At 51.8% G+C, this 20378-nt stretch carries 17 protein-coding genes; 1 reads left to right on the top strand and 16 read right to left on the bottom strand.

Going from position 1 to position 20378, the window contains the following annotated elements; translation table 11 throughout:
• Positions 1-51: 51 nt before the first annotated feature.
• The 4 genes from EVJ30_RS00240 to EVJ30_RS00260 all read right to left on the bottom strand — a co-directional run bounded on the left by EVJ30_RS00240 (position 52) and on the right by EVJ30_RS00260 (position 4400).
• Complete coding sequence (locus tag EVJ30_RS00240) at positions 52-633, bottom strand: adaptor protein MecA (RefSeq protein ID WP_071399645.1); 582 nt, start codon at positions 631-633, stop codon at positions 52-54.
• Positions 634-693: 60 nt separating this feature from the next.
• The gene (locus EVJ30_RS00245) at positions 694-1551 is read right to left on the bottom strand and encodes a MerR family transcriptional regulator (protein WP_131467753.1); all 858 of its coding nucleotides are present in this window, start codon (positions 1549-1551) and stop codon (positions 694-696) included.
• A gap of 415 nt (positions 1552-1966) precedes the next feature.
• On the bottom strand, positions 1967-3394 hold the full coding sequence (locus tag EVJ30_RS00255; protein WP_131467755.1) for a RecQ family ATP-dependent DNA helicase: 1428 nt from the start codon (positions 3392-3394) through the stop codon (positions 1967-1969).
• Positions 3378-4400 (bottom strand): YpbB family protein, encoded by a 1023-nt coding sequence (locus tag EVJ30_RS00260; protein WP_236635953.1) that lies wholly within the window; start codon positions 4398-4400, stop codon positions 3378-3380. Before EVJ30_RS00260 ends, EVJ30_RS00255 begins: the two co-directional genes overlap by 17 nt.
• Before the next feature lie 144 nt (positions 4401-4544).
• Between EVJ30_RS00260 and EVJ30_RS00265 the strand changes: the two genes are divergently transcribed.
• Positions 4545-4793, top strand: coding sequence for a ferredoxin (locus tag EVJ30_RS00265; protein WP_016510114.1), 249 nt, complete (start codon positions 4545-4547; stop codon positions 4791-4793).
• 38 nt (positions 4794-4831) lie between these two features.
• Here the strand turns inward: EVJ30_RS00265 and EVJ30_RS00270 are convergent, their stop codons facing one another.
• From EVJ30_RS00270 to EVJ30_RS00325, 12 genes are all read right to left on the bottom strand, one after another.
• Positions 4832-5641 carry a thermonuclease family protein gene (locus EVJ30_RS00270; protein WP_131467757.1) on the bottom strand — a complete coding sequence of 270 codons (810 nt, stop codon included), beginning with the start codon at positions 5639-5641 and terminating at the stop codon, positions 4832-4834.
• Between the two features lie 83 nt (positions 5642-5724).
• On the bottom strand, positions 5725-6684 hold the full coding sequence (locus EVJ30_RS00275) for an ABC transporter permease (protein WP_070327452.1): 960 nt from the start codon (positions 6682-6684) through the stop codon (positions 5725-5727).
• Positions 6681-7745, bottom strand: a complete 1065-nt coding sequence (locus tag EVJ30_RS00280) for an ABC transporter permease (RefSeq protein WP_131456154.1) — start codon at positions 7743-7745, stop codon at positions 6681-6683. The genes EVJ30_RS00275 and EVJ30_RS00280 overlap by 4 nt, the downstream gene beginning before the upstream one ends.
• Positions 7742-9268: an ABC transporter ATP-binding protein gene (locus EVJ30_RS00285; protein WP_131456156.1), complete on the bottom strand. Its 1527-nt coding sequence runs from the start codon at positions 9266-9268 to the stop codon at positions 7742-7744. The genes EVJ30_RS00280 and EVJ30_RS00285 overlap by 4 nt, the downstream gene beginning before the upstream one ends.
• Positions 9269-9329: 61 nt before the next feature.
• Complete coding sequence (locus EVJ30_RS00290; RefSeq protein ID WP_131456329.1) at positions 9330-10415, bottom strand: BMP family lipoprotein; 1086 nt, start codon at positions 10413-10415, stop codon at positions 9330-9332.
• A gap of 131 nt (positions 10416-10546) precedes the next feature.
• Entirely contained in the window at positions 10547-11266 is a 720-nt protein-coding gene (locus tag EVJ30_RS00295; protein WP_016510124.1) for a GntR family transcriptional regulator, read from the bottom strand.
• Positions 11267-11670: 404 nt separating this feature from the next.
• Positions 11671-13860, bottom strand: coding sequence for an FtsK/SpoIIIE family DNA translocase (locus EVJ30_RS00300; RefSeq protein ID WP_236635469.1), 2190 nt, complete (start codon positions 13858-13860; stop codon positions 11671-11673).
• A gap of 61 nt (positions 13861-13921) precedes the next feature.
• Positions 13922-15589: a ribonuclease J gene (locus EVJ30_RS00305; protein ID WP_070327456.1), complete on the bottom strand. Its 1668-nt coding sequence runs from the start codon at positions 15587-15589 to the stop codon at positions 13922-13924.
• Between the two features lie 96 nt (positions 15590-15685).
• A complete protein-coding gene (locus EVJ30_RS00310; RefSeq protein WP_131467759.1) occupies positions 15686-16339 on the bottom strand; it encodes a M15 family metallopeptidase in 654 nt (217 codons plus the stop codon).
• Positions 16336-17589 carry a lipid II:glycine glycyltransferase FemX gene (locus EVJ30_RS00315; RefSeq protein ID WP_070327458.1) on the bottom strand — a complete coding sequence of 418 codons (1254 nt, stop codon included), beginning with the start codon at positions 17587-17589 and terminating at the stop codon, positions 16336-16338. Before EVJ30_RS00315 ends, EVJ30_RS00310 begins: the two co-directional genes overlap by 4 nt.
• 3 nt (positions 17590-17592) lie before the next feature.
• The gene (locus EVJ30_RS00320; RefSeq protein WP_131456333.1) at positions 17593-19071 is read right to left on the bottom strand and encodes a UDP-N-acetylmuramoyl-L-alanyl-D-glutamate--2,6-diaminopimelate ligase; all 1479 of its coding nucleotides are present in this window, start codon (positions 19069-19071) and stop codon (positions 17593-17595) included.
• Positions 19072-19137: 66 nt separating this feature from the next.
• Complete coding sequence (locus EVJ30_RS00325) at positions 19138-20355, bottom strand: M16 family metallopeptidase (protein ID WP_131456160.1); 1218 nt, start codon at positions 20353-20355, stop codon at positions 19138-19140.
• Between the last annotated feature and the right edge of the window lie 23 nt (positions 20356-20378).

The following is a 20378-nucleotide window of genomic DNA, read 5'->3' on the forward strand; positions in this document are numbered from 1 at the left end:
TACCATGTGTCAGCTGAAAACAATAGAAACAGAATAGTAAAAAAGCCGTACTTACGCGAACGTATCGTACAGCTGTTTCACTGCTTGTTCAGTTTGGATGGTCTTCCCGTACTCCATCATGAGATACGGGCTGACGGTCGTCGTTTTGCCATATTCAGACAGGATGGCGGCGAGCCGCTCCTCGACTTGCGGTTTGAGAACTTCCACAAAATGTAAGTAGTAGCGGCCGTCATAATGATAGAGTGCCCCACCTTGGTCGGTATCTTGCATATGCGGAAACGCGCGAATCGACGCATTGATCACGTCTTCAATATCGTCAAACTGATAAATCAAATGGTGGATCACATCGATCGTCAACCGAATCTCGACTTGTTCTTGATCCGACTCCGCGACGACCGCATCGACTTTTTGAACATCGATGACGAGTCCATCGCGTGGAAACATCGTCACATTCAAGTCGACAGCACCTTGCGGCATGAACCCATATTCGGCCTCGGCCGTTTCAAGCAATTCCCGCCATAGTTCTTGACCGCTCTCTCCGACAATCGTATCGATGGCGATCCCTCGAATCGATAAGTCGCTCGCAGTCAAGTATACCCTCAAATGTTCTTTTGTCTGTTTTTCAAATCTCAAACGAAAACCTCCAAAGAAAAATCATTCTACTTAATAAGCTACTCCCGTTTTGTCGACCTGTCAAATGGTTGACAACCACTCGTTCCAAGCGTCAGGCGTATCTCCTAGAAACGCTCCTTCAAATTGCGACGCTTGTTGACTGACGGCGTATCCACCCGCACCGATGACGAGGTCCGGGTGCTCCGCTTGAATGTAACGCATCGCTTCTTGAAGATTGGCAATGTGCTCAGTCAACGTACACGAAAAGATTAAACATTTCGCATCGATATCATGGAGCGCTGTGCTCAAATCCTCTTTCGGGAACCCCGATCCGAGGAAAATGACGTCAAAGCCGTATTGTCTTAAATAGAGCGTCACGAACAAAAGGCCAATTTCATGCATCTCACCTGGGGCACAGACGCAAATGATCCGGGGCAAAAATGGATTCATCGGCATTTGAAGAGACAGCGTCGACAAGCGGGCTCGGAAAAAGGACGTCGCAAAGTGTTCGTGCGCGATCGTGATCGTCCCATTTTCCCAGCGTGTGCCGATATCCATCAGCAAAGGGCTAATGATATCTTTCGTCACTTTTTCAAAACTGAACGTGTTGAAGGCACGATTAATCAAATCGTGCGCTTTCCGTTCATCAAATTTGAGCAGCGCGTCCATTAATCCATCCTTCAATTCTTCGTCGTAGAGACGAGCAGGCTTTGGCTTCGGTGCCTCATGAAGTTGCTGAATCGCTTGCGAGACGGTCAACCCTTCGCGTTGTTTTTCAACGACCCATTTGATTTTTTCGACGTCTTGGTCGGAATACAATCGGTGACCTGAATCGGTCCGGCTCGGCTCGATAAACTGATAACGACGCTCCCAAGCCCGAATCGTCGTCGGGTTCACACCGGTCAATGACGCGACCGTCTTGATGGAGTACTTCGGCATAGCAGCCCTCCTCTCCTACAGGTTCTTCCCTTTCAGTATAGACCCATCATTTCAGCTTTACCTGTTTTATTGTGCAAATCTGTGAGAAACAGGTGTGACTTTTCCAATTCAAGTAAACCTCGCGAACATGTTGAAACAAAATAAAAAAATACGGCGTCTCCACCGTATCATCAGAAAAATAATGTATGACGTCCTATATATAAAAATGCGAGGATAATCGCAAACATCGTCAAAGTCAGCATCATAGCCAGCGGTCGTTTCAACCAATTATCATTTAATTTTTCTTTCCGCTCGTGCTCTTGCCGTTCCGACCGAGACGGCAACGTGTCCACGACTTTTTCACGAAGAGAATCTGCTTGGTTTCGATGTCGCAACGTGTGCCCTCCTTTACCTTTTTTATCATTTTACTATGATATCAATCAAAGGAAAAGATGCGCGCCAACCGATGTTTCCAATCTGTCACATTTTTAGACACAACTTGAACCGACGGCGGGAATGAAATCTCACCACAGACGTCACAGCAATCGGCTTGTTTGACCGGTTGCTCCGAGAAGTAATTCAGCAAGTAATCGCGCCGGCACTTCTTGATGAGCGCGTAGTCGATCATTTGGCCGAGCTGGCGGTACCGGGCCCGCTTTCTCTCTTTTACCCAATCGACCGCATCGGCAAGCGTGCGTTCGGCGAGCATTTGGTTTAGCAAGCCCCATACCGGATCTTCCTCGTTCATCTTCAACAGCCGCGGTAATTGCGACAAGCTCGTTCCGTTGTCCCGTTCTAGATAAGCCACGCGGATGTCTTTATCTTTCGGGTACTGTTGATCGATTAAAAACTGTTGGATCCGTTCATCCCCTTCGGCATACAGTAAGACGGCAAACGCCGGTTCGCCGTCCCGGCCGGCCCGGCCGATCTCTTGCATGTACGCCTCGAGCGTCGCCGGCAGTTGGAAATGGATGACAGAGCGCACGTTATCTTTGTTGACGCCCATCCCGAACGCACTCGTACATACCATGATCGCAACTTCATCGCGTAAAAATTGCGATTGAACGAGGCGCCGATCCTCGGTCGACATCCCGCCATGATAAAACAAGGCGTCATCGAGTTGAAGCGCGAGCGCTTCAGCTTCCCGTCGTGTCGCCGTATAGATGACGGCCGGTGTCGGCATTTCTCGAACGAGTTCGATCAGTCGCGGCATCTTTCGTTCCGTCTCGAGCCGTTCGACGATGAGACGGATCTCAGGTCGATTGGCCGAATGGACGAACTGGGACGGCGAGAATAAAGCTAATTTCTCGATAATATCCCGTTTCACGTTTTCCGGGGCCGTCGCCGTGACGGCCATGCATTGCGGGCTCCCGAGTTGCTTACGGAGCTCCCCGAGCCGTGCGTATTCCGGCCTGAATTCGTGACCCCATTGCGAGATACAGTGCGCTTCATCGATGACGAGCATTTGAATCGGAGTCCTTGCGAGCGCCCGGGTCACGTGCGGCACAGCGAGCTGTTCGGGAGATAGGTATAAGAACCGATAGCGCTTCAAATGATTCAGTATGTCTTGCTTCTCTTCTAACGTCTCCATCGACGTCAGTCTCGCCACGCCACGCTCGCCGCGCTCCCGAATATGGAGCATTTGGTCTTCGATCAACGACAAGAGCGGTGAGACGATAATCGTCAAGCCTTCATTCTTTAAATACGACGGGAGTTGGAACGTCAATGATTTCCCGGCACCCGTCGGCATGATCGCCAACACGTCCTGCCCTTCGGCGACCGCTTCGATGACGTCACGCTGTCCGGGACGAAACGTCTCGTGACCGAACACACGCTTCAACGTTTTTTCATACAAATGTCTCACCTCGTTTCAATCTCGCGAACACTAACCGAATTTGGAAGTAACTGAGATTGTCGGTTTTCTCGAAGATCGGCTTTAGCGCCCAGCTGTCTTCTTCCCGTAACCGTTCGACTTCGGCAATCGCGTCGGCTGGCACGAATTGATCGAGCGGGAAGTCGTCCAAATACATCGCCATCTCGACGACGTGGTCTTCGATCGTGCTCGTGCGCAGGCGCCTGATCGATTGTACTTGCGCGAACGCGCGACCGGCCGAAAACAAATCGAACGATTCACGCGCCGATAACGTCATCCGCTCATCCGACAATCCGTGGGCAAACCCTAGTATTTTGGCATCTCGCGGCACAGTCCGTAACAGCGCGTTCCATCCGGCCAAGAAATAAAGCCGTGCCGTCCGAGCATCGACGTCAAGGAGCGCCGCGATCTGTTCATACGTGTATCCCGTCTCGAACGCCCCGGTGAAACGATAGACGACTGCCGTCGCATATGGATCACCGACCGTTTCAAGCGCTGTTTCGAGTTCTTGATGAAACGAGGCGATCAGTTCTTTCCACTCTCGTTCCGTTCGCACGATTTGCTTGACCCACCGCTCGGCCATCCGATCGGCTTGAACCGGATAAAACGTGCGCTCGTGTTCGAGTGACATGAACGTCTGGATAAATAAACTGAGACGTTTCCATGTCATCGTCGTATAGTCCCGGTACTCGCCACCGAGCCGGTCAAACAACTGGCTGACCGCGTCCGGACTAGCGAGCATACTTCCGGCTTCGGTTAACGTGAACGTCGCCCGATTGAGCCAGCCTCTTTTCTCAAACGAGACTAACAGCTTCTCATAATCATATTTCGTATAAGGGAACAGTCCGAAAATCGGTTCAAGGTCATAAAAAAAAGCATCTTGGAGCGTCGTCGCCGAACGTTTTCCGTTTAAAACGTGAAACAGGCTACGTTCGCTGCGCTCCCCTTTTAAGCGTTGAATCGATAGGAGCAACACTCCGTCGGCTAAATGAACCATCCTTCCACCCTCTCTCATTATCACTATCCCTCCAAAACGTTATTCGTTTCCTCATTGAAATATTAGGGTATGTAGACTACAATTACTCATAGTCAGTAGAAAGTCATTTCTATGCAGAGAGACGAAATGTTTGGAGGGTTACAAATGGCAAAATTTACTATCGTTGACAAAGATACATGTATCGCATGTGGTGCTTGTGGAGCAGCTGCTCCCGACATCTTCGACTATGATGACGAAGGTCTCGCCTTCAACTTGATGGACGACAACACAGGCACAGTCGAAGTACCTGACGAACTGTCGGAAGATTTGATGGACGCGTTCGAAGGATGTCCGACCGACTCAATCAAAGTCGCTGATGAATCGTTCGATGGCGACGCACTCAAATACGAATAAGAGAGACATGTGTGTCAAGTTGACACACATGTCTTTTTTTAACGGGCCGCTCTTCTAAACCCGGCCGCCTCGGCCTCTCCTTCCGTACAGAACATTTCCTCCGGGTTCGTGCGTTCATAGCTCGCACCGCCCGGCACGTGATAAATTTTCTCGCCGTCCCGATTAATGTTCCCTTTAATGTCACACGCTTCGCTCGGCTCCGGTCGAGGTTTCGCCGGTCGCGCCGCTCCATGGTCGAAACCGTTGCCGGTCACGTAGTCCTCGATGCTCCAAATGCCGAGCAGCTCGCGCCGGGCAGCGCGTTCGACATCGCGGAACGCATCGATGTGCTGGGTGTTCGGGGCGTAAACGTACGCGACGCGTGCGAGACCGCGACGCAGCAGCTCTTCATTGAGCATCGCATCATCATACCATACGTAAGCGAGCGTCCGCTGATAGCGGTCGTAGCGCCCGACGTCGTACTCGAGGACGATCGTCTCACCTTCCGGTAACCAACGCGCGACGAACGCCTTCGCGTCCTCACCGAACGGTTGGACCGGCAACGTCGGATGACTCGTCTCAGGCGTGTCGACGAGCAGGAGTCGAACCGACTCGGTCGCACCGCTCTCAAACTCGACTTTAAGCGTATCGCCATCGATGACGCGGTCTAACGTGACCGTCTCCGTCTTGCCGATCGGCGCTCGGACTTTTGTCCCGACGTCCGCTGCCGGGTAATCCGACTCGAGTTCGACGAGCGATTCCGGCGGCTCGATTTGCTCGGCGAACCAGTCATCGACCGAGCAACCGGCTAACGAAACGCTCAGCACGAGAACGAGCAGTAGTTGCCACCATTGTTTCAATTGTCTCACCTCTACACCAGTATAACAAAAAAGGTTGTTTGACTTAAGCGTCAAACAACCTTGGCAAAACGAGACATATGTCCTTTCCCTCGTCAGCGCTTCCCTTTAATATACGGGATACCAACTGATCTCGGAGCGTCCGCTCGTCCGACGACACCTGCTAGGGCGAGGATCGTCAACGCGTACGGCGCGATCAAGAGCAATACTTGCGGTACGTTATTGATGACCGGCAAGTTACTGCCGATGATCGATAGCGCTTGGGCGAACCCGAAGAATAGACCAGCGCCCAGGGCACCGAGCGGGTTCCATTTTCCGAAGATCATCGCGGCAATGGCGAGGAAGCCTTGTCCGACGATCGTCGTCCCACTGAAGTTGGTCGTAACCGTGACGGCATAGACCGCACCAGCCAAACCACCGAACGCACCTGAGAGCATGACGCCCATGAAGCGCATCTTCGTGACGTTGATTCCCATCGTGTCCGCCGCCATCGGATGTTCACCGACTGAACGAAGACGAAGACCGAACGGCGTCTTAAAGATGACGAACCAGACGACGAACGCGAGGATGATCGCGATGAACGACGTGTATTGGACGTTGATGAAGAACATGCGGAGCACCGGGATGTCTGACAGAATCGGCACGTTCTCTTTGGCGATCCGATACTCGATGAAATCGGTCTGTCCTTTATTGTAAAGAACCCGAACGACGAAGATGGCGAGCCCGACGGCGAGCATGTTGATCGCGACACCGAGAACGGTTTGGTCAGCCCGCCAGAGGATGGCAGGAACGGCCAAGAACAGCGAGAACAGCGCGCCGACGACCATGGCGATCAACAGTGAGAGCCACGGGCTGAGCCCGCCAAATCCCATATCGGTCAGTGTGAGCGTGACGATGATCCCCGTCGCCGCACCGATGACCATGATGCCTTCTAGAGCGATGTTGACGACACCCGAACGTTCACTGAAAATGCCGCCGAGCGCCGCGATGATGAGTGGAGTCGCATAGGCTAACGCAACCGGAACGACGATGTAGAGTACTTCTAAGAAGCTCATTTTTTCTCCACTCCTTTCTTACGGTTTCCTTTAAGTTTTTCAATCACATAGTTTAAAGCATACCCTGACGCCACGAAGATGACGATGGCGGCAATGATGACTTTGACGAGTTCAGACGGGATGTTGGCCCCGAGTTGCATCGCAAGTCCGCCGATGTTGAGACCGGCGAACAAGATGGCTGCCAGGAAGACACCGACCGCCGTGTTCGCACCGAGCAGGGCGACAGCGATCCCGTCGAATCCGACGCCGGTGAACGACGCGCTGAGCGTCATTCCGTTGAACGTCCCGAGACCTTCCATCGCGCCGGCAAGTCCGGCGAACATTCCAGAGATGACGAACGAGAGAATGATGTTCCGGTTAACGCTCATCCCCGCATACTGCGAGGCGTGTTTGTTAAATCCGACGGCACGAAGCTCATACCCGAGCGTTGTCCGTTGCAAGATGTAGTAGTAGACGATCGCTGCGAGCACGGCGATGAGAATACCCCAGTGCAGACGCGAGAACGTCGTCAATTCTTGCAGCAACGGCGAGGCGAGCGAGGCCGAGTCTTTAATATCATCGGTCCGTTCGTTCGTCACACCGATGACGCCACGCAAAATCGCGTTCGTCGTGTAGAGGGCGATATAGTTCATCATGATTGACGTGATAACTTCATGGACGTGGAACTTGGCTTTCAAGAAACCAGGCACGAACGCCCATAGCGCTGCCGCGAACATGGCCGCGAGAAGCGCGAGCGGCAAGTGAATGAACATCGGTAAGTCAAAATTGATCCCGACATAAACCGCTGCCACCCACCCGATCAAGACTTGACCTTCGACACCGATGTTGAACAGTCCGGTCCGGAAAGCGAACGCGACGGCCAAACCTGAGAAAATGAGCGGTGCTGCCGCACGGAGCGTCTCACCGATCGCATACGGGCTGCCGACCATGCCGCTGAACAGTGATGAGAACCCTTGGACCGGGTTGTAACCACCGATGAGCATGACGATCGCACCGACAAGTAGTCCCATCAAGATCGACAAAAGCGGGATAAGAAGTCGATTAAATTGTAGCTTGTTCATACTGTTTCTTCCCCTCTCTTACCGCCGGCCATCAAGAAGCCAAGCTCTTGCTCGGTCGTTTCTTTCGGGTCGCGAATTCCGACGATCTTTCCTTCGTATAAAACGGCGATCCGGTCGGAGACGTGAAGGATTTCTTCAAGCTCGAACGAGATGAGCAGGACGGCGCGTCCTTTCTCCCGTTCTTTAATGAGTTGCTCGTGAATGAATTCGATGGCACCGACATCGAGCCCCCGCGTCGGTTGCGCGGCGATCAACAAGTCTGGTGACCGGTCGACCTCTCGGGCGATGATCGCTTTTTGTTGGTTACCGCCAGATAACGCGCGGGCCGGCACGTCGATTGATGGAGTTCGGACGTCAAACTTCTCAATCAACGCTTTCGCTTTCTCAGCGACGGCTTTATAGTTCATCAAGCCACGCTTTGAGAACGGCTCTTTATAGTACGTTTGGAGCACCATATTGTCACGGATCGAGTAGTCGAGGACGAGTCCGTGCTTGTGACGGTCTTGCGGGATGTGCCCGACACCGGACTCTGTCACTTTACGCGGCGTGAAGCCGGTCACGTCTTTCCCGTTCAATAAGATTTTACCTGCTTCAGGCTTTTTCAGACCTGAAAGCGCTTCAATTAATTCAGTCTGACCGTTCCCGTCAATCCCGGCGATACCGAGAATCTCCCCAGAACGAATTTGTAAATCCAAGCCTTCGACGACTTTCAGTCCGCGGCTGTCTTTGACGACGAGCTGTTGAACGTCGAGCACGACTTGCTGTGGATCTGCCTTGGAATATTCCGCATCAAAGTTTACTTCACGCCCGACCATCATCTCGGCTAAGCTATCTTCATTCACGGTCTCGTCGACTTCGACGGTACCGATATAGCGTCCGCGACGAATGACCGTACAACGGTCGGCGACTTGCATGATTTCTTTTAATTTATGCGTGATCAAGATGATCGATTTGCCTTCTTCAATGAGACGCTTCATGATTTGAATGAGTTCTTGGATTTCTTGCGGCGTCAAAACAGCGGTTGGCTCATCAAAAATCAAGATTTCAGCCCCGCGGTAGAGCGTTTTCAAAATTTCGACACGCTGTTGCATCCCGACCGAAATATCTTCGATTTTGGCATCAGGATCGATGCGAAGACCGTATTGCTCCGAGATGTCCATTACTTTTTTACGAGCCGTCGCCCGGTCGACTGTCAATCCACTTCTCGGTTCAGACCCGAGGATGATGTTCTCGGTCACCGTGAACTTCTCGACGAGCATGAAGTGTTGGTGTACCATGCCGATTCCAAGTTCGTTGGCGATGTTCGGATTTTCAATATTCACTTTCTCCCCGCGCACTCGAATCTCTCCACCTTCTGGTTGGTAGAGACCGAACAAGACGTTCATAAGCGTTGATTTCCCGGCACCGTTCTCGCCGAGCAGCGCATGAATCTCGCCTTTGCGAAGTTGGAGGGTGATGTTGTCGTTGGCTACGAACGTTCCGAACTCTTTGCGAATATTGAGCATTTCAATTACATATTCCAAGAAAGTCCACCCCTAACTTTAAGTAAAGGGAGACCGCATGGGTCCCCCCTAACTCAATGAATTATTTTACTGTCTTCATGAACTCTTCGAACTCAGCGTCAGTCGCTGGCGCCGTGAGTTCTCCGTCGATCAACTGTTGACGGTACTCTTCTACTTTGTCAAGAATCTCAGCAGATACATGCTTGTCAGATGTTTCAGCGATACCGACGCCGTCATCTTTCAAACCAAATTCGATGATCTCGCCACCTGGGAAGTTTCCATCCATCGTCTGTTTCGATACTTCGTAAGTCGCCGTATCAACACGTTTGACCATTGAAGTAAGGGTTACATCTTCAGGAAGTCCTTCTTCGTACTGGTCACGGTCAACTCCGATGACCCATACTTTTTCACCGTTCTTCTTACGGTTTTTCGCTTCTGTGAAGACACCGACACCCGTTCCGCCTGCTGCGTGATAGATGATGTCAGAGCCTGCTCCATACATACCTGAAGAGATTGCCGTTCCTTTTTCAGCTGAGTTGAAGTCTTCAGCGTACTTGACGTCAATTGTCGCGTCTGGGTTGACGGCCATGACACCCGCTTTATATCCGTTCTCGAACTTCTTGATCAAGTCTGACTCGACGCCGCCGATGAAGCCGACTTTGTCCGTTGTCGTTGTGAGACCTGCGACGACACCGACGAGGAACGAACCTTCTTGTTCTTTAAACGTGATTGACGCGACGTTCGGTGCGTCAACGACCATGTCGACGAGCGCAAAGTTGTTGTCCGGGAACTGCTCGGCCACTTTCTTGATGTCTTCACCCATCAAGAAACCGATACCGTAGATCAAGTTGAAGTTATCGCGTGCCAATTGCTGCAAGTTTGGCTGATAGTCCGCTTGTTTCGAAGATTGAAGATATTTGTAGCCTTCGTTTTCAGTCAAGTTGTTGTCCGCTCCGAACTTTTGAAGACCTTCCCAAGCTGATTGGTTGAACGATTTGTCGTCAACGCCGCCAGTATCGGTTACCATCGCGACTTTGAAGTCGCTGCCTTCGCCGCCTTCGCCGTTTGAAGTAGTACCCTCGTTGTCATCCCCACCGCATGCTGCGAGTACTGTTGAGAGCGTGAGACCTGCTGCTAAAGCTGAAAGAATCGTTTTTTTCTTGTTCATCATCGTCGTGTTTCCCCTTTCGGATCATAACAATTAAGGTTGTCATGTCATCAGTCGTCTTTACACCGGTATAAGAAAGCGCTTTCACGCCATTCCCCAAAAATAACCATTTCCGCCTTACAAGAACTTGCTTAGACGCGTTTGCGAACGACGTGGAAGTCGAAGCGGTCCGCTCGGAAAAAGTTTGCCGAATCGAGCAACGGTAAATCGCTCTCATCGTAATGCAGTTGTTTTAAAGCGAGTAACGGTTGGTCCGTTTGAAGTTGGGTCGAGATCTCTGAACTGACACTCGGTTCGATGTGCGTGATCGCGTATGCGACCCGACGTCCTACCTCTTTTTCAAGCGCATCGAATAACGACTTTCCTTCTGTCAATGCTTCAGGATTAGAAACGAGATGGGCTGGAATTTTATCCACGCAGTATACGACCGGTGTTTCATCTGCGTAACGAATCCGGACAATCCGATAAATCGGTGAGTTCGGTTCAATTTTCAGACGCTCAGCTTCTCTCTCTGTCGCTAACACTTTTTCGGCCACCAATACTTTTGTTCCTGGTGTCATCTTGGCGCGCATAATCATGTCCGTCACACTGAACAGTTCCTCGATCCCAGAAGTGAATGGGGGTTTTGAACTGATGAATGTCCCGACACCATGTTTCCGCACGACAAATTTCTCGTCTTCGAGAATGCGAAGCGCTTCTCGGAGCGTCGCTCGACTGACTCCTAGTTGCTTCGACAACTCGAATTCTGAAGGAAGTTTCTCTCCTTCACGATAGACACCATCGTCGATATCCTGCTTGATTTTCTCAATCACGCGAAGATAGAGCAAGCGATGATCGAGCTTGATCGACATGGGCCTCACCACCTTTACCTATTTCTTACCAGTGCTCAGACATCTGACGTATGAATGTCCTTGCCAATTCTAAGTATAGGGATTCCGCAAAAAGAACGCAATACTTTTTTGTTCGGAATCAAGGAAATGTTTTAAAGCCAAGGGATTATGTATACCACTTAGTCTATATTACCTGTTCTACGAGTTTTTGAAAAGAAATCGTAAAATGAAAACGGTATTAAAAAATGAAAGCGTTTCAACGTTTTCAGTAGTATGTCTCAATAGGTCATATAGTCCAGATGTGCTATATAACTTCTACTGTACATGTTTATCCGACGCGAGGTAACTGAATTGACGATACTTTTAAAAACAAACAAAAAACGAACTATTTCGAACGCATTCGTTCTTATAGTTCGTTTTTAGTATTATGCATCTTGTTGGTTAACGAGTACTTTCCGTGGCTTCGATCCTTCCGAAGGACCGACGTACCCTGCTTGTTCGAGCGAATCAATCAAGCGGGCCGCCCGGTTATAACCGATTCGGAATCTTCGTTGAATCATCGAAGTCGACGCCGTTTCTTGCGTCAAGATGAATTGGACGACTTCTTCGAACAACGAGTCGTCCGAGTCGATCGTCGTCACTTCTTCTTCTTTTGGCATCATCGCCTCGACGTACTGGGCCCGCTGCTGGGCGATGACATGGTTGACGACCGTCTCGACTTCCTGATCAGAGACGAACGCCCCTTGGACGCGTACCGGCTTGTTCATTCCGTTCGCGAGCATGAGCATATCACCTCGACCAAGTAGCTTCTCAGCTCCCCCGCCGTCGAGGATCGTTCTTGAATCGGTCGCTGACGAGACCGCGAACGCGATCCGGGACGGGATGTTCGCTTTAATGACACCCGTGATGACGTCGACGGATGGACGTTGCGTCGCCAGTACCATATGGATACCGGCCGCTCGCGCCATCTGGGCGAGCCGCATAATCGCGTCCTCGACATCGTTTGAGGCGACCATCATCAAGTCGGCCAACTCGTCCACGATGACGACGATGAACGGGAGCCGTTTAGCGTCTTCGTCCTCTGACTTGTCGACGAGGTCGTTGTAGCCCTCGATGTTACGGACACCGTAGCGGCTAAACAGCTCGTAGCGGCGCTCCATCTCGGCAACGACTTGCTTGAGCGCTTGAGCCGCTTTTTTCGGATCCGTCACGACCGGCGTCAATAAATGTGGGACGCCGTTATAGACGTTCAACTCGACCATCTTCGGGTCGATCATCATGAGGCGGACTTGATCTGGCCGCGTCCGCATCAAAATAGACACGATCATCCCATTGATACAGACCGACTTCCCGGAGCCGGTCGACCCTGCGACGAGTAGATGAGGCATCTTGTTCAACGCGATCGTGACCGTCTCACCGCTAATACTGCGACCGAGCGCGACGAGGAGCGGTGCCTCATCGCGTTTGACAGGCTCCGCTTCTAACACTTCACGCAGACAGACCGGCGCGACTTCTTGGTTCGGGACTTCGATGCCGATGGCCGCCTTCCCTGGGATCGGTGCTTCGATGCGAATGTCTTTGGCGGCAAGTGCGAGTGCGAGATCATCACTCAATGAAGTGATCCGGCTCACTTTGACGCCGATGTCCGGTTGCAGCTCGTACTTCGTGACAGTCGGACCGAGATGGATTTTGAGCACTTTCACCCCGACGCCGAACGACTTGAGCGTTTGGACGAGTTTCGTCGCGTTCGCCTTCAATCGTGCGTTCTCCCCTGACAAGTCGGTCACGACCGGTTCACTTAAAATCGTGAACTTCGGCAATTCGTATGTCGCAGACACGTCCTGAGCCGCTGTCATCATCATGTCCTCGGTCGGAAGATCTGATACGACCTCGCTCTTCACGGTCTCGTCAGACGCTTTCTGACGCTTCTCGGCGTCGACGGTCTCACTAAACCCGACAATCGGGATATCATGCATGACGATGGCGTCCGCCTCGGCCTCCACTTCTTGAGGCTTGGCTGTTGACTCGGACGCGCGTGCGTCGACCCGCTTCTTCTCAGTCGGTTTCGGTTTGGCGGGTGTACGTTCCCGGTCACGCCATTCTTGTTTAACCGCAACGAAACTTTCGAGCAACCGGTTCCCGATCGTCCGCCAAATCGCCGGAGACAGAAGCGAGATACCGACGACGAGGCTGCTGATGCCAAGGAAGATAATCCCGAAGTCCGATAGTAAGTATTGGTTCAATCCGTAGAGCGCCCCGTTCACCACTCCCCGTTCCGTTCCCCACACCATGTCCCCGAACAATAGGAAGGACACGAACAGCAAGAAGATGCCGGCTCGTTGGATCGGACGGAAATCGTTCAAGAATACGAGCAAGATGAATGCGACGATCAAATATGTGAGTGCACCCCAGCCCCCAAACAGCGTCGTCGCAAACGTCGCTGTCTGAGTCCCGACCCAGCCGAACTCGAACAGCGAAAAGATGAACGCGATCATCGACAAGATAAAGCCGGCCCAACCATATGTACGAAGTGGGATTGGCTGTTTCCGCTTACGATTCCTCGTCGTCGGTCGCGGCTTACGCTTCACCGGGGTCTTTCTCGTTTTTTGTGCCAACTTCTATTCCTCCTAAAAAAAGAGGCAAAAGTCAGATGACTTTTGCCTCGATCTCAATTCTTTAAATTTCCATGATGATCGGCAAGATCATCGGACGACGTTTCGTCTGTTCAAACAAGAAGACGCTGAGCCGCTCGCGGATATTTGATTTCAATTCGGTCCAATCACTTCCAGCTTCGAGACTCTTCTCAATCTGTTTCGTGACAATCCGGTTTGCTTCTGAGATCATCACTTCTGATTCGCGCATATAGACAAATCCACGCGAGATGAGTTCAGGGCCTGAAATCAACTTCTTCTGTTTACGGTTCAACGTGACGACACAGAGGACGACACCGTCTTGCGACAAGAGGCGACGGTCGCGGAGAACGATATTCCCGACGTCCCCGACACCGATTCCATCGATCAAGACGTTGCCGGCAGGAACTTTACGGCTCATCCGGGCTTTGCGGCCCGTGAACTCGACGACGTCACCTTTCTCGACGATAAAGATGTTACTTGAATTGATCCCGACCTGTTGGGCGAGTTTCGAGTGGGCCATCTGCATCCGGTACTCCCCGTGAATCGGGAGGAAGTATTTCGGCTTGACGAGGTTGAGCATGAGCTTGAGCTCTTCAGCCGAACCGTGACCGGATACGTGCACTTTACGCTGGTTATAGATGACGTTCGCACCAGAACGGAATAAGAGATCGATCGTTTTCGAGACCGATTTTTCGTTACCCGGAATTGGCGTCGCCGCGATCACCACGGTATCATTCAAGCGAATATTCACTTGTTTGTGGGCGTTACGCGCCATGCGCGTCAAAGCCGCCATCGGCTCACCTTGTGAACCGGTCGTCAAGATGACGACTTTATCGTCCGGCAAACGGTTCACTTGCGAGAGCTCGACGAGCGTCTTCGGCTTGAAACGAAGGTAGTTCAGACGTTGTGCGACTTCGACGATGTTGACCATGCTGCGTCCGACGACTGCGACTTTACGGTCGTTCGCCTCGGCTGCAGCAAATACTTGTTGCAAACGATGGACGTTCGAAGCGAACGACGCGACGATCACACGCCCCTCGGCTTGATAGATCACATCGTTTAATTCAGCACCGACTAACGATTCAGACCCTGTTTGGCCTGGTCGTTCCGCGTTTGTTGAATCTGACAATAAACAGAGCACACCGCGCTGACCGATGGCTGCTAACTTGTTAAAGTCAGACTGCTTCCCATCGACCGGCGTGTAGTCGAATTTAAAGTCGCCGGTATGAACGATCGCGCCTTGTGACGTTTGAATGCAGACACCGACACAGTCAGGGATTGAATGGTTGACGCGGAAGAAAGTGATGAAATGATCAGCGATAGTCAATTTCGTTTTAGCGTCAATCAATCTAAGGTCGACTTCTTTCAATAAGCCTGCCTCTTTTAACTTGAGCTCGATTAAACCGAGCGTCAATTTCGTCCCGTAGACCGGGACATGCTTCAAGTCACGGAGTACGTAGCTGAGTCCACCGATATGGTCTTCGTGACCATGGGTGATGAAAATAGCGCGTACCCGATCTTTGTTTTCTTTTAAATACGTAATGTCCGGGATGACGATATCAATCCCGAGCATCTCATCGCCTGGAAACATAAGGCCGGCATCGATGACGAAGATGTCGTCGTCTAGTTCCACGACGTACATGTTCTTCCCGATTTCGCCTACGCCACCAAGCGCAAAGACGCTAACGTTCTCTGTCTTCTTCTTTGACACTAACAAAAACCTCCTAGATGATTCATATTCTGTTTCGTCCACTTATCGCTACTGAATATTGTATCGGAAAAAACGCTTATATGCCACCATTTCCGTTCAATCGACTAGAGGTTTCATCACATCAGCGAGCGGCATCGTCGCTTTAGTGTCCGGCCGCTTGCCGGCTGCGAGCTGTCGAACCGATAAGCCGAAGTCCATCTGCAAGTGTGGATAGTCCGGAAAACTTCTCCAATCCCCACCCCATTCGAAGCCGAGTGCCTTTCCGAGTTCACCGAGTTCTTGCCAGTCGGGTTCCCCCGACTTATTGTGATCTGCGCTCAAATCGTAGTCGGCCCGGTTATCGTGGATGATGACAAAATCGACCGCGAGTCCATAGTTATGATAACTTTGTCCCGCCTTGGCGTTCGTCACGACTTGCCCTGGTTTTGAGCGTCCTTGCGCGTAGAGCGCATTCTGCTCATCGGCCGAACGATAGCCTGACGTCAAGCGGACCTCAAGCCCGAGACATGAATACGCCAGTCTTACGAACGATTCGCCACGATCTCGCACATGAGGATGCAAGTTGGCAAACGCCTTGTCACTACGGTCGACAATCGTTTGTTCCGAGCGCGGGCTCCGTTCGCACATCCCGGCTTCGAACGTCGGTTCATCGACCCAAGGCATTGGCTCGGGCCGCGAGAACGTATACGCCAAGAAGATCCCAATCAAAAACGCCGTCATCGCAAACGTCAAAACGCCTGACCATTTCATCTTCTTAACCGTTTACGGAGTCCTTTGACGAGCGGTAACCCTGTCTCGAGGGCAAAGTAGAGCGGCCGGTTCAAGACGAGGTCGAACTCGCCGACTTTCTCGATTTGATCGCTGCCCCAGCCCGATTTAAACGCATACAGGCCCGCATATTCATCGTCCGGCTCCGTGCTGCCCGATACACCACCGAAATCATAGCGCTCGGCACCGCTTGCCTTGGCAGATTGCATCATCGTCCATTGCATCAAGTGGTTCGGCATGAACTCCCGAAACTCGTTCGAGGAAGCACCGTATAAGTAATACGAGCGGCGGCCGGCGAGCGTCAACAAGCCGCCCGATAACACGAGACCGTCCGGATAGCTGGCATGAAGCTGTTCGAGTTCCGGCAAGGCCGCTTCAGCTTTCACGAGTTGATCGCGCGTCTGTTTCTGACGATTCGACAAACTGATCCGTTTTTTCTCGACCGTTTCTTTTTCCAAAGACCGTTCGATCTTGTCAAGGTCCCGTTTTGCCTTGTCGAGCGTCGCCATTTGTTGATCGAGCGCGAGTTTCGGTTCAAGTTTCGTCAAAAACAAACGAGCGTCATTCGGCTGCAGGCAATCGTACAAGTTCTCGAAGTAATCGAGCCCGCGAATGGCGAAGCCGTCACGCTCACCCGTGACTTTCATCAGTTCGGCGAACGTTTTCAAGCCGTCCCGACCGACTTCGGTACAGACAATCCCTTTACGCTCGGCAAGACGGACGTTATAGCGAAACTTATGATGGAACTTGGCGAAAATATCTTTCTCGCTCGGACGGAGGTCCGTCTCCATCGTGAAACGGGGTTGGGCATAGTCAAAGCCGCCGCCGTACCCTTTATGTGTAAAACCGAGGCTAGACATTTCCGTAAGTAAGCCCGGTACTTCGTCCCGGTCGATGTTCGGATCGATTTTGATGACGATCGCCTTTTTCAGTTTGGCGACGCGTTTCGCTTCCTCGGTCAAGGCACGCAATGATGCCACGTCATCGTAATCGACGACGAAACCGCGCGGTGCGTAACAAAGCGTGAACGGTAGCTTTGGCACTTGTTTGAATAAAAGAAGCGCCACTCCTGTCGTCTCACTATTTGTAGCGACGGCAATCCGCTCAGCGGACCAACCGTTTTGTTTTTTGACGTCTGCCCAACTCGAAAGTTGGAGCAAGTCGCCGCGGTCGTGTGCTTTGACGAAATCGTCATGCTCTGTCTCTGTCAAGGTAATCGGTTGTACTGCCATAAATCAAGATTCCTCCGTATTTAAAATTGTCGCCCGGACGATCGCTTCCTCATCGAGCGGGATTTTCTCGTTACCGATGATTTGGTACTTCTCATGTCCTTTACCGGCCAACACGACGATATTATCCGCTTTGGCTAGACGCGCGGCGTAAGACACCGCTTCTTCGCGGTCGCCGATTTCAACAAAGTTGTCATGGGTCATCCCGGCGGCAATGCCGCTCGTGATCGAATCATACGCCTCAAAACGTGGATCATCCGTCGTGATGATGACGGTACCGGCATATTTTGAGGCCATCTCGCCCATTGTCGGGCGTTTCGTCACATCGCGATTCCCGCCCGTCCCAATCAAGAAGACGATGTTCTCTTTAGGGACACCGACAAGCGACTTCAAGCATTGCTCAATCCCGTCCGGTGTATGGGCATAGTCCGCATAGACGTTATACCCAGGCACGTCGAGTCGTTGCATCCGTCCTTTGGCCGGATGAATCGATTCGAGCGCTTGGATGATCTCAGGTAAGCTGTACCCAGCCGCGAGCAGGCAACCCGTCGCGAGCAACAGGTTGTATACGTTGAAACGTCCGATGAACTGGACCGTCACCGGCAGACTCGCTCCCTGATAGTTGAGACGGAAACTCGTGTCTGACAGTGTCTGAACGATGTCTGACGCTGTCACGTCCGCCATTTCGTCGATGGCGTACGTGATGACACGAGCACCCGTCATCGTCTCGTAAAGCTTGCTGTACGGATCGTCCGCATTCAAGACGGCAACTTTGTCGCGCGACGCCATCTGTCCGAGTTGGGCGAACAGCAAACCTTTGGCCCGCGCATAGTTTTCAAACGTCCCGTGAAAATCGAGATGGTCGTGCGTCAAGTTCGTGAAACCGACGATGTCGAAGTCCGTTCCGATGACACGACCTAGTTCAAGTCCGTGTGATGACACTTCCATCATCACATCGGTCACCCCTTCACCGCGCATGCGAGCGAGTAGCTGCTGAAGCTCAGAACTTTGCGGCGTCGTGTTCTTGCTCGGGACGACCGTATCGTTAATCCGGACCTCGACCGTACCGATCAATCCGGTGCTATGTCCAAGCTTTGATAAAACGTCACGTAAAATCGTCGTCGTCGTCGTTTTTCCGTTCGTCCCCGTGATGCCGAACAGACGCATCTGTTCAGACGGATAGTTATAAAATGCCGACGCTAATAAGCCGACCGTACGCGAACTATCGCGCACGAGCAGGTTTGGGACGCTGATGTCGAGCGGACGCTCACTGACGACCGCGACCGCTCCTTTACTCACCGCTAAGTCCGCATAGTCGTGACCGTCGACGGTGTAGCCTTTAATCGCGACAAACAGCGTTCCGGGTACGACTTCCCGTGAATCGGTCGTGACATGGGTCACGTTGATGCCCTCTATAGTTGGTTGATTAATCAATTGTATCTTGGTTACTAAATCCGTTAAGTTCAAGTCTTTCCCTTCTTTCACCTGTATCCTGTCCAATGTAAAGAATACCTCTTAATCAGTGTAGAGAACTTACAATCTGGTTTCAAGTCAGTCTTCGGACGGAAGAACATATGATTTTGCTGGGACGTGCCCAAGCAGCTCCCGAATCAAGGCGTTGACTTCATCGGTTTCGATGCGGTCGATTTTATTGAGCACTTCGTCCAAATCCTCGACTTCGTCAAGTAAGACGAGGTTACGCCCGTTCCGGTTCATTCGGGCGCTCGTACTTTCGTTGCCGAGGACGAGCGAACCTTTCAACTGGCGTTTGCCTTTAGCGACTTCTTCTTCGGTTAACCCCTGCGCCTTGAGCGCTTCAAGTTCACGCTCCATGATCGTCTCGACTTGGGTGAGCGTTTCCGGTGACGTCCCGATATAAATCGTGAACGTGCCATGGTCAACGAACGTCGTATAGTACGAATAAATCGAGTAAGCTAACCCTTGTTCTTCACGAATCGATTGAAACAGCCGTGACGACATCGTCGCACCGATCGCGTTGTTTGCCAGCGCGAGGTGTGGGAGCCGGTCGTTCGTTGCCGAAATCGCCTCAAAATTCCAACAGAGGTGCGCCTGCTCCGTCTCTTTATGCTTTTTCAACACATCACTGTATAGAACCGGAATTGTCGATTCTTTCGGTGATTCCCCTGATGGGAGTTCCGCAAACCTCGACGTGACCGCTTCGACCAGCTCGTCGGTCACATGACCGGCGATCGAGACGACGACACGGTTGCCTGTATACATCGATTCGACATACCGCAACAATTGATTGCGAGAGAAGCTGAGCACGCTCGCTTCCGTCCCGAGGATCGGCTTCGCTAATATGTCTTCACGGTAGACGGCATAGGCGAGCAACTCATGCACGAGGTCTTCCGGTGTGTCTTCGTACATTTTAATCTCTTCTAACACGACCCGCTTCTCTTTTTCAAGCTCAGTCTCATCAAAGACTGAATGGAACAACATGTCGGCCAGTGCGTCGAAGGCGATGACAGCATGTTCATCGAGCGTCTTGACGTAGTAGCATGTATGGTCTTTTGAAGTGAAGGCGTTCACACTGCCGCCAAGTTCATCAAAAAACGAAGCGATTTCTTTCGCCGTTTTTGTTGTTGTGCCTTTGAACAACATATGTTCGATCAAGTGGCTGATCCCGATCTCATTGTCTTCTTCGGTCCGTGTCCCGGCTTTGATGAATACACCGGTCGATGTACTGCGGACGTCTGCCATTGGTTCGACCACGATGCGGACGCCATTCTTTAAGGTAATCCATTCCATTTTATCACTCCTATGAAAAAGGC

It is taken from the genome of Exiguobacterium sp. SH5S13 (assembly GCF_004337085.1).
GTDB classification, from domain to species: Bacteria; Bacillota; Bacilli; order Exiguobacteriales; family Exiguobacteriaceae; genus Exiguobacterium; species Exiguobacterium aurantiacum_A.

What these genes read in the sequence shown, in the direction of transcription:
- EVJ30_RS00245 (WP_131467753.1), bottom strand. Translation starts at nt 1,551, where the DNA reads ATGCCGAAGTACTCCATCAAGACGGTCGCGTCATTGACCGGTGTGAAC.
- EVJ30_RS00260 (WP_236635953.1), bottom strand. Translation starts at nt 4,400, where the DNA reads ATGGTTCATTTAGCCGACGGAGTGTTGCTCCTATCGATTCAACGCTTA.
- EVJ30_RS00265 (WP_016510114.1), top strand. Translation starts at nt 4,545, where the DNA reads ATGGCAAAATTTACTATCGTTGACAAAGATACATGTATCGCATGTGGT.
- EVJ30_RS00275 (WP_070327452.1), bottom strand. Translation starts at nt 6,684, where the DNA reads ATGAGCTTCTTAGAAGTACTCTACATCGTCGTTCCGGTTGCGTTAGCC.
- EVJ30_RS00280 (WP_131456154.1), bottom strand. Translation starts at nt 7,745, where the DNA reads ATGAACAAGCTACAATTTAATCGACTTCTTATCCCGCTTTTGTCGATC.
- EVJ30_RS00290 (WP_131456329.1), bottom strand. Translation starts at nt 10,415, where the DNA reads ATGAACAAGAAAAAAACGATTCTTTCAGCTTTAGCAGCAGGTCTCACG.
- EVJ30_RS00295 (WP_016510124.1), bottom strand. Translation starts at nt 11,266, where the DNA reads ATGTCGATCAAGCTCGATCATCGCTTGCTCTATCTTCGCGTGATTGAG.
- EVJ30_RS00310 (WP_131467759.1), bottom strand. Translation starts at nt 16,339, where the DNA reads ATGAAATGGTCAGGCGTTTTGACGTTTGCGATGACGGCGTTTTTGATT.
- EVJ30_RS00315 (WP_070327458.1), bottom strand. Translation starts at nt 17,589, where the DNA reads ATGGCAGTACAACCGATTACCTTGACAGAGACAGAGCATGACGATTTC.
- EVJ30_RS00325 (WP_131456160.1), bottom strand. Translation starts at nt 20,355, where the DNA reads ATGGAATGGATTACCTTAAAGAATGGCGTCCGCATCGTGGTCGAACCA.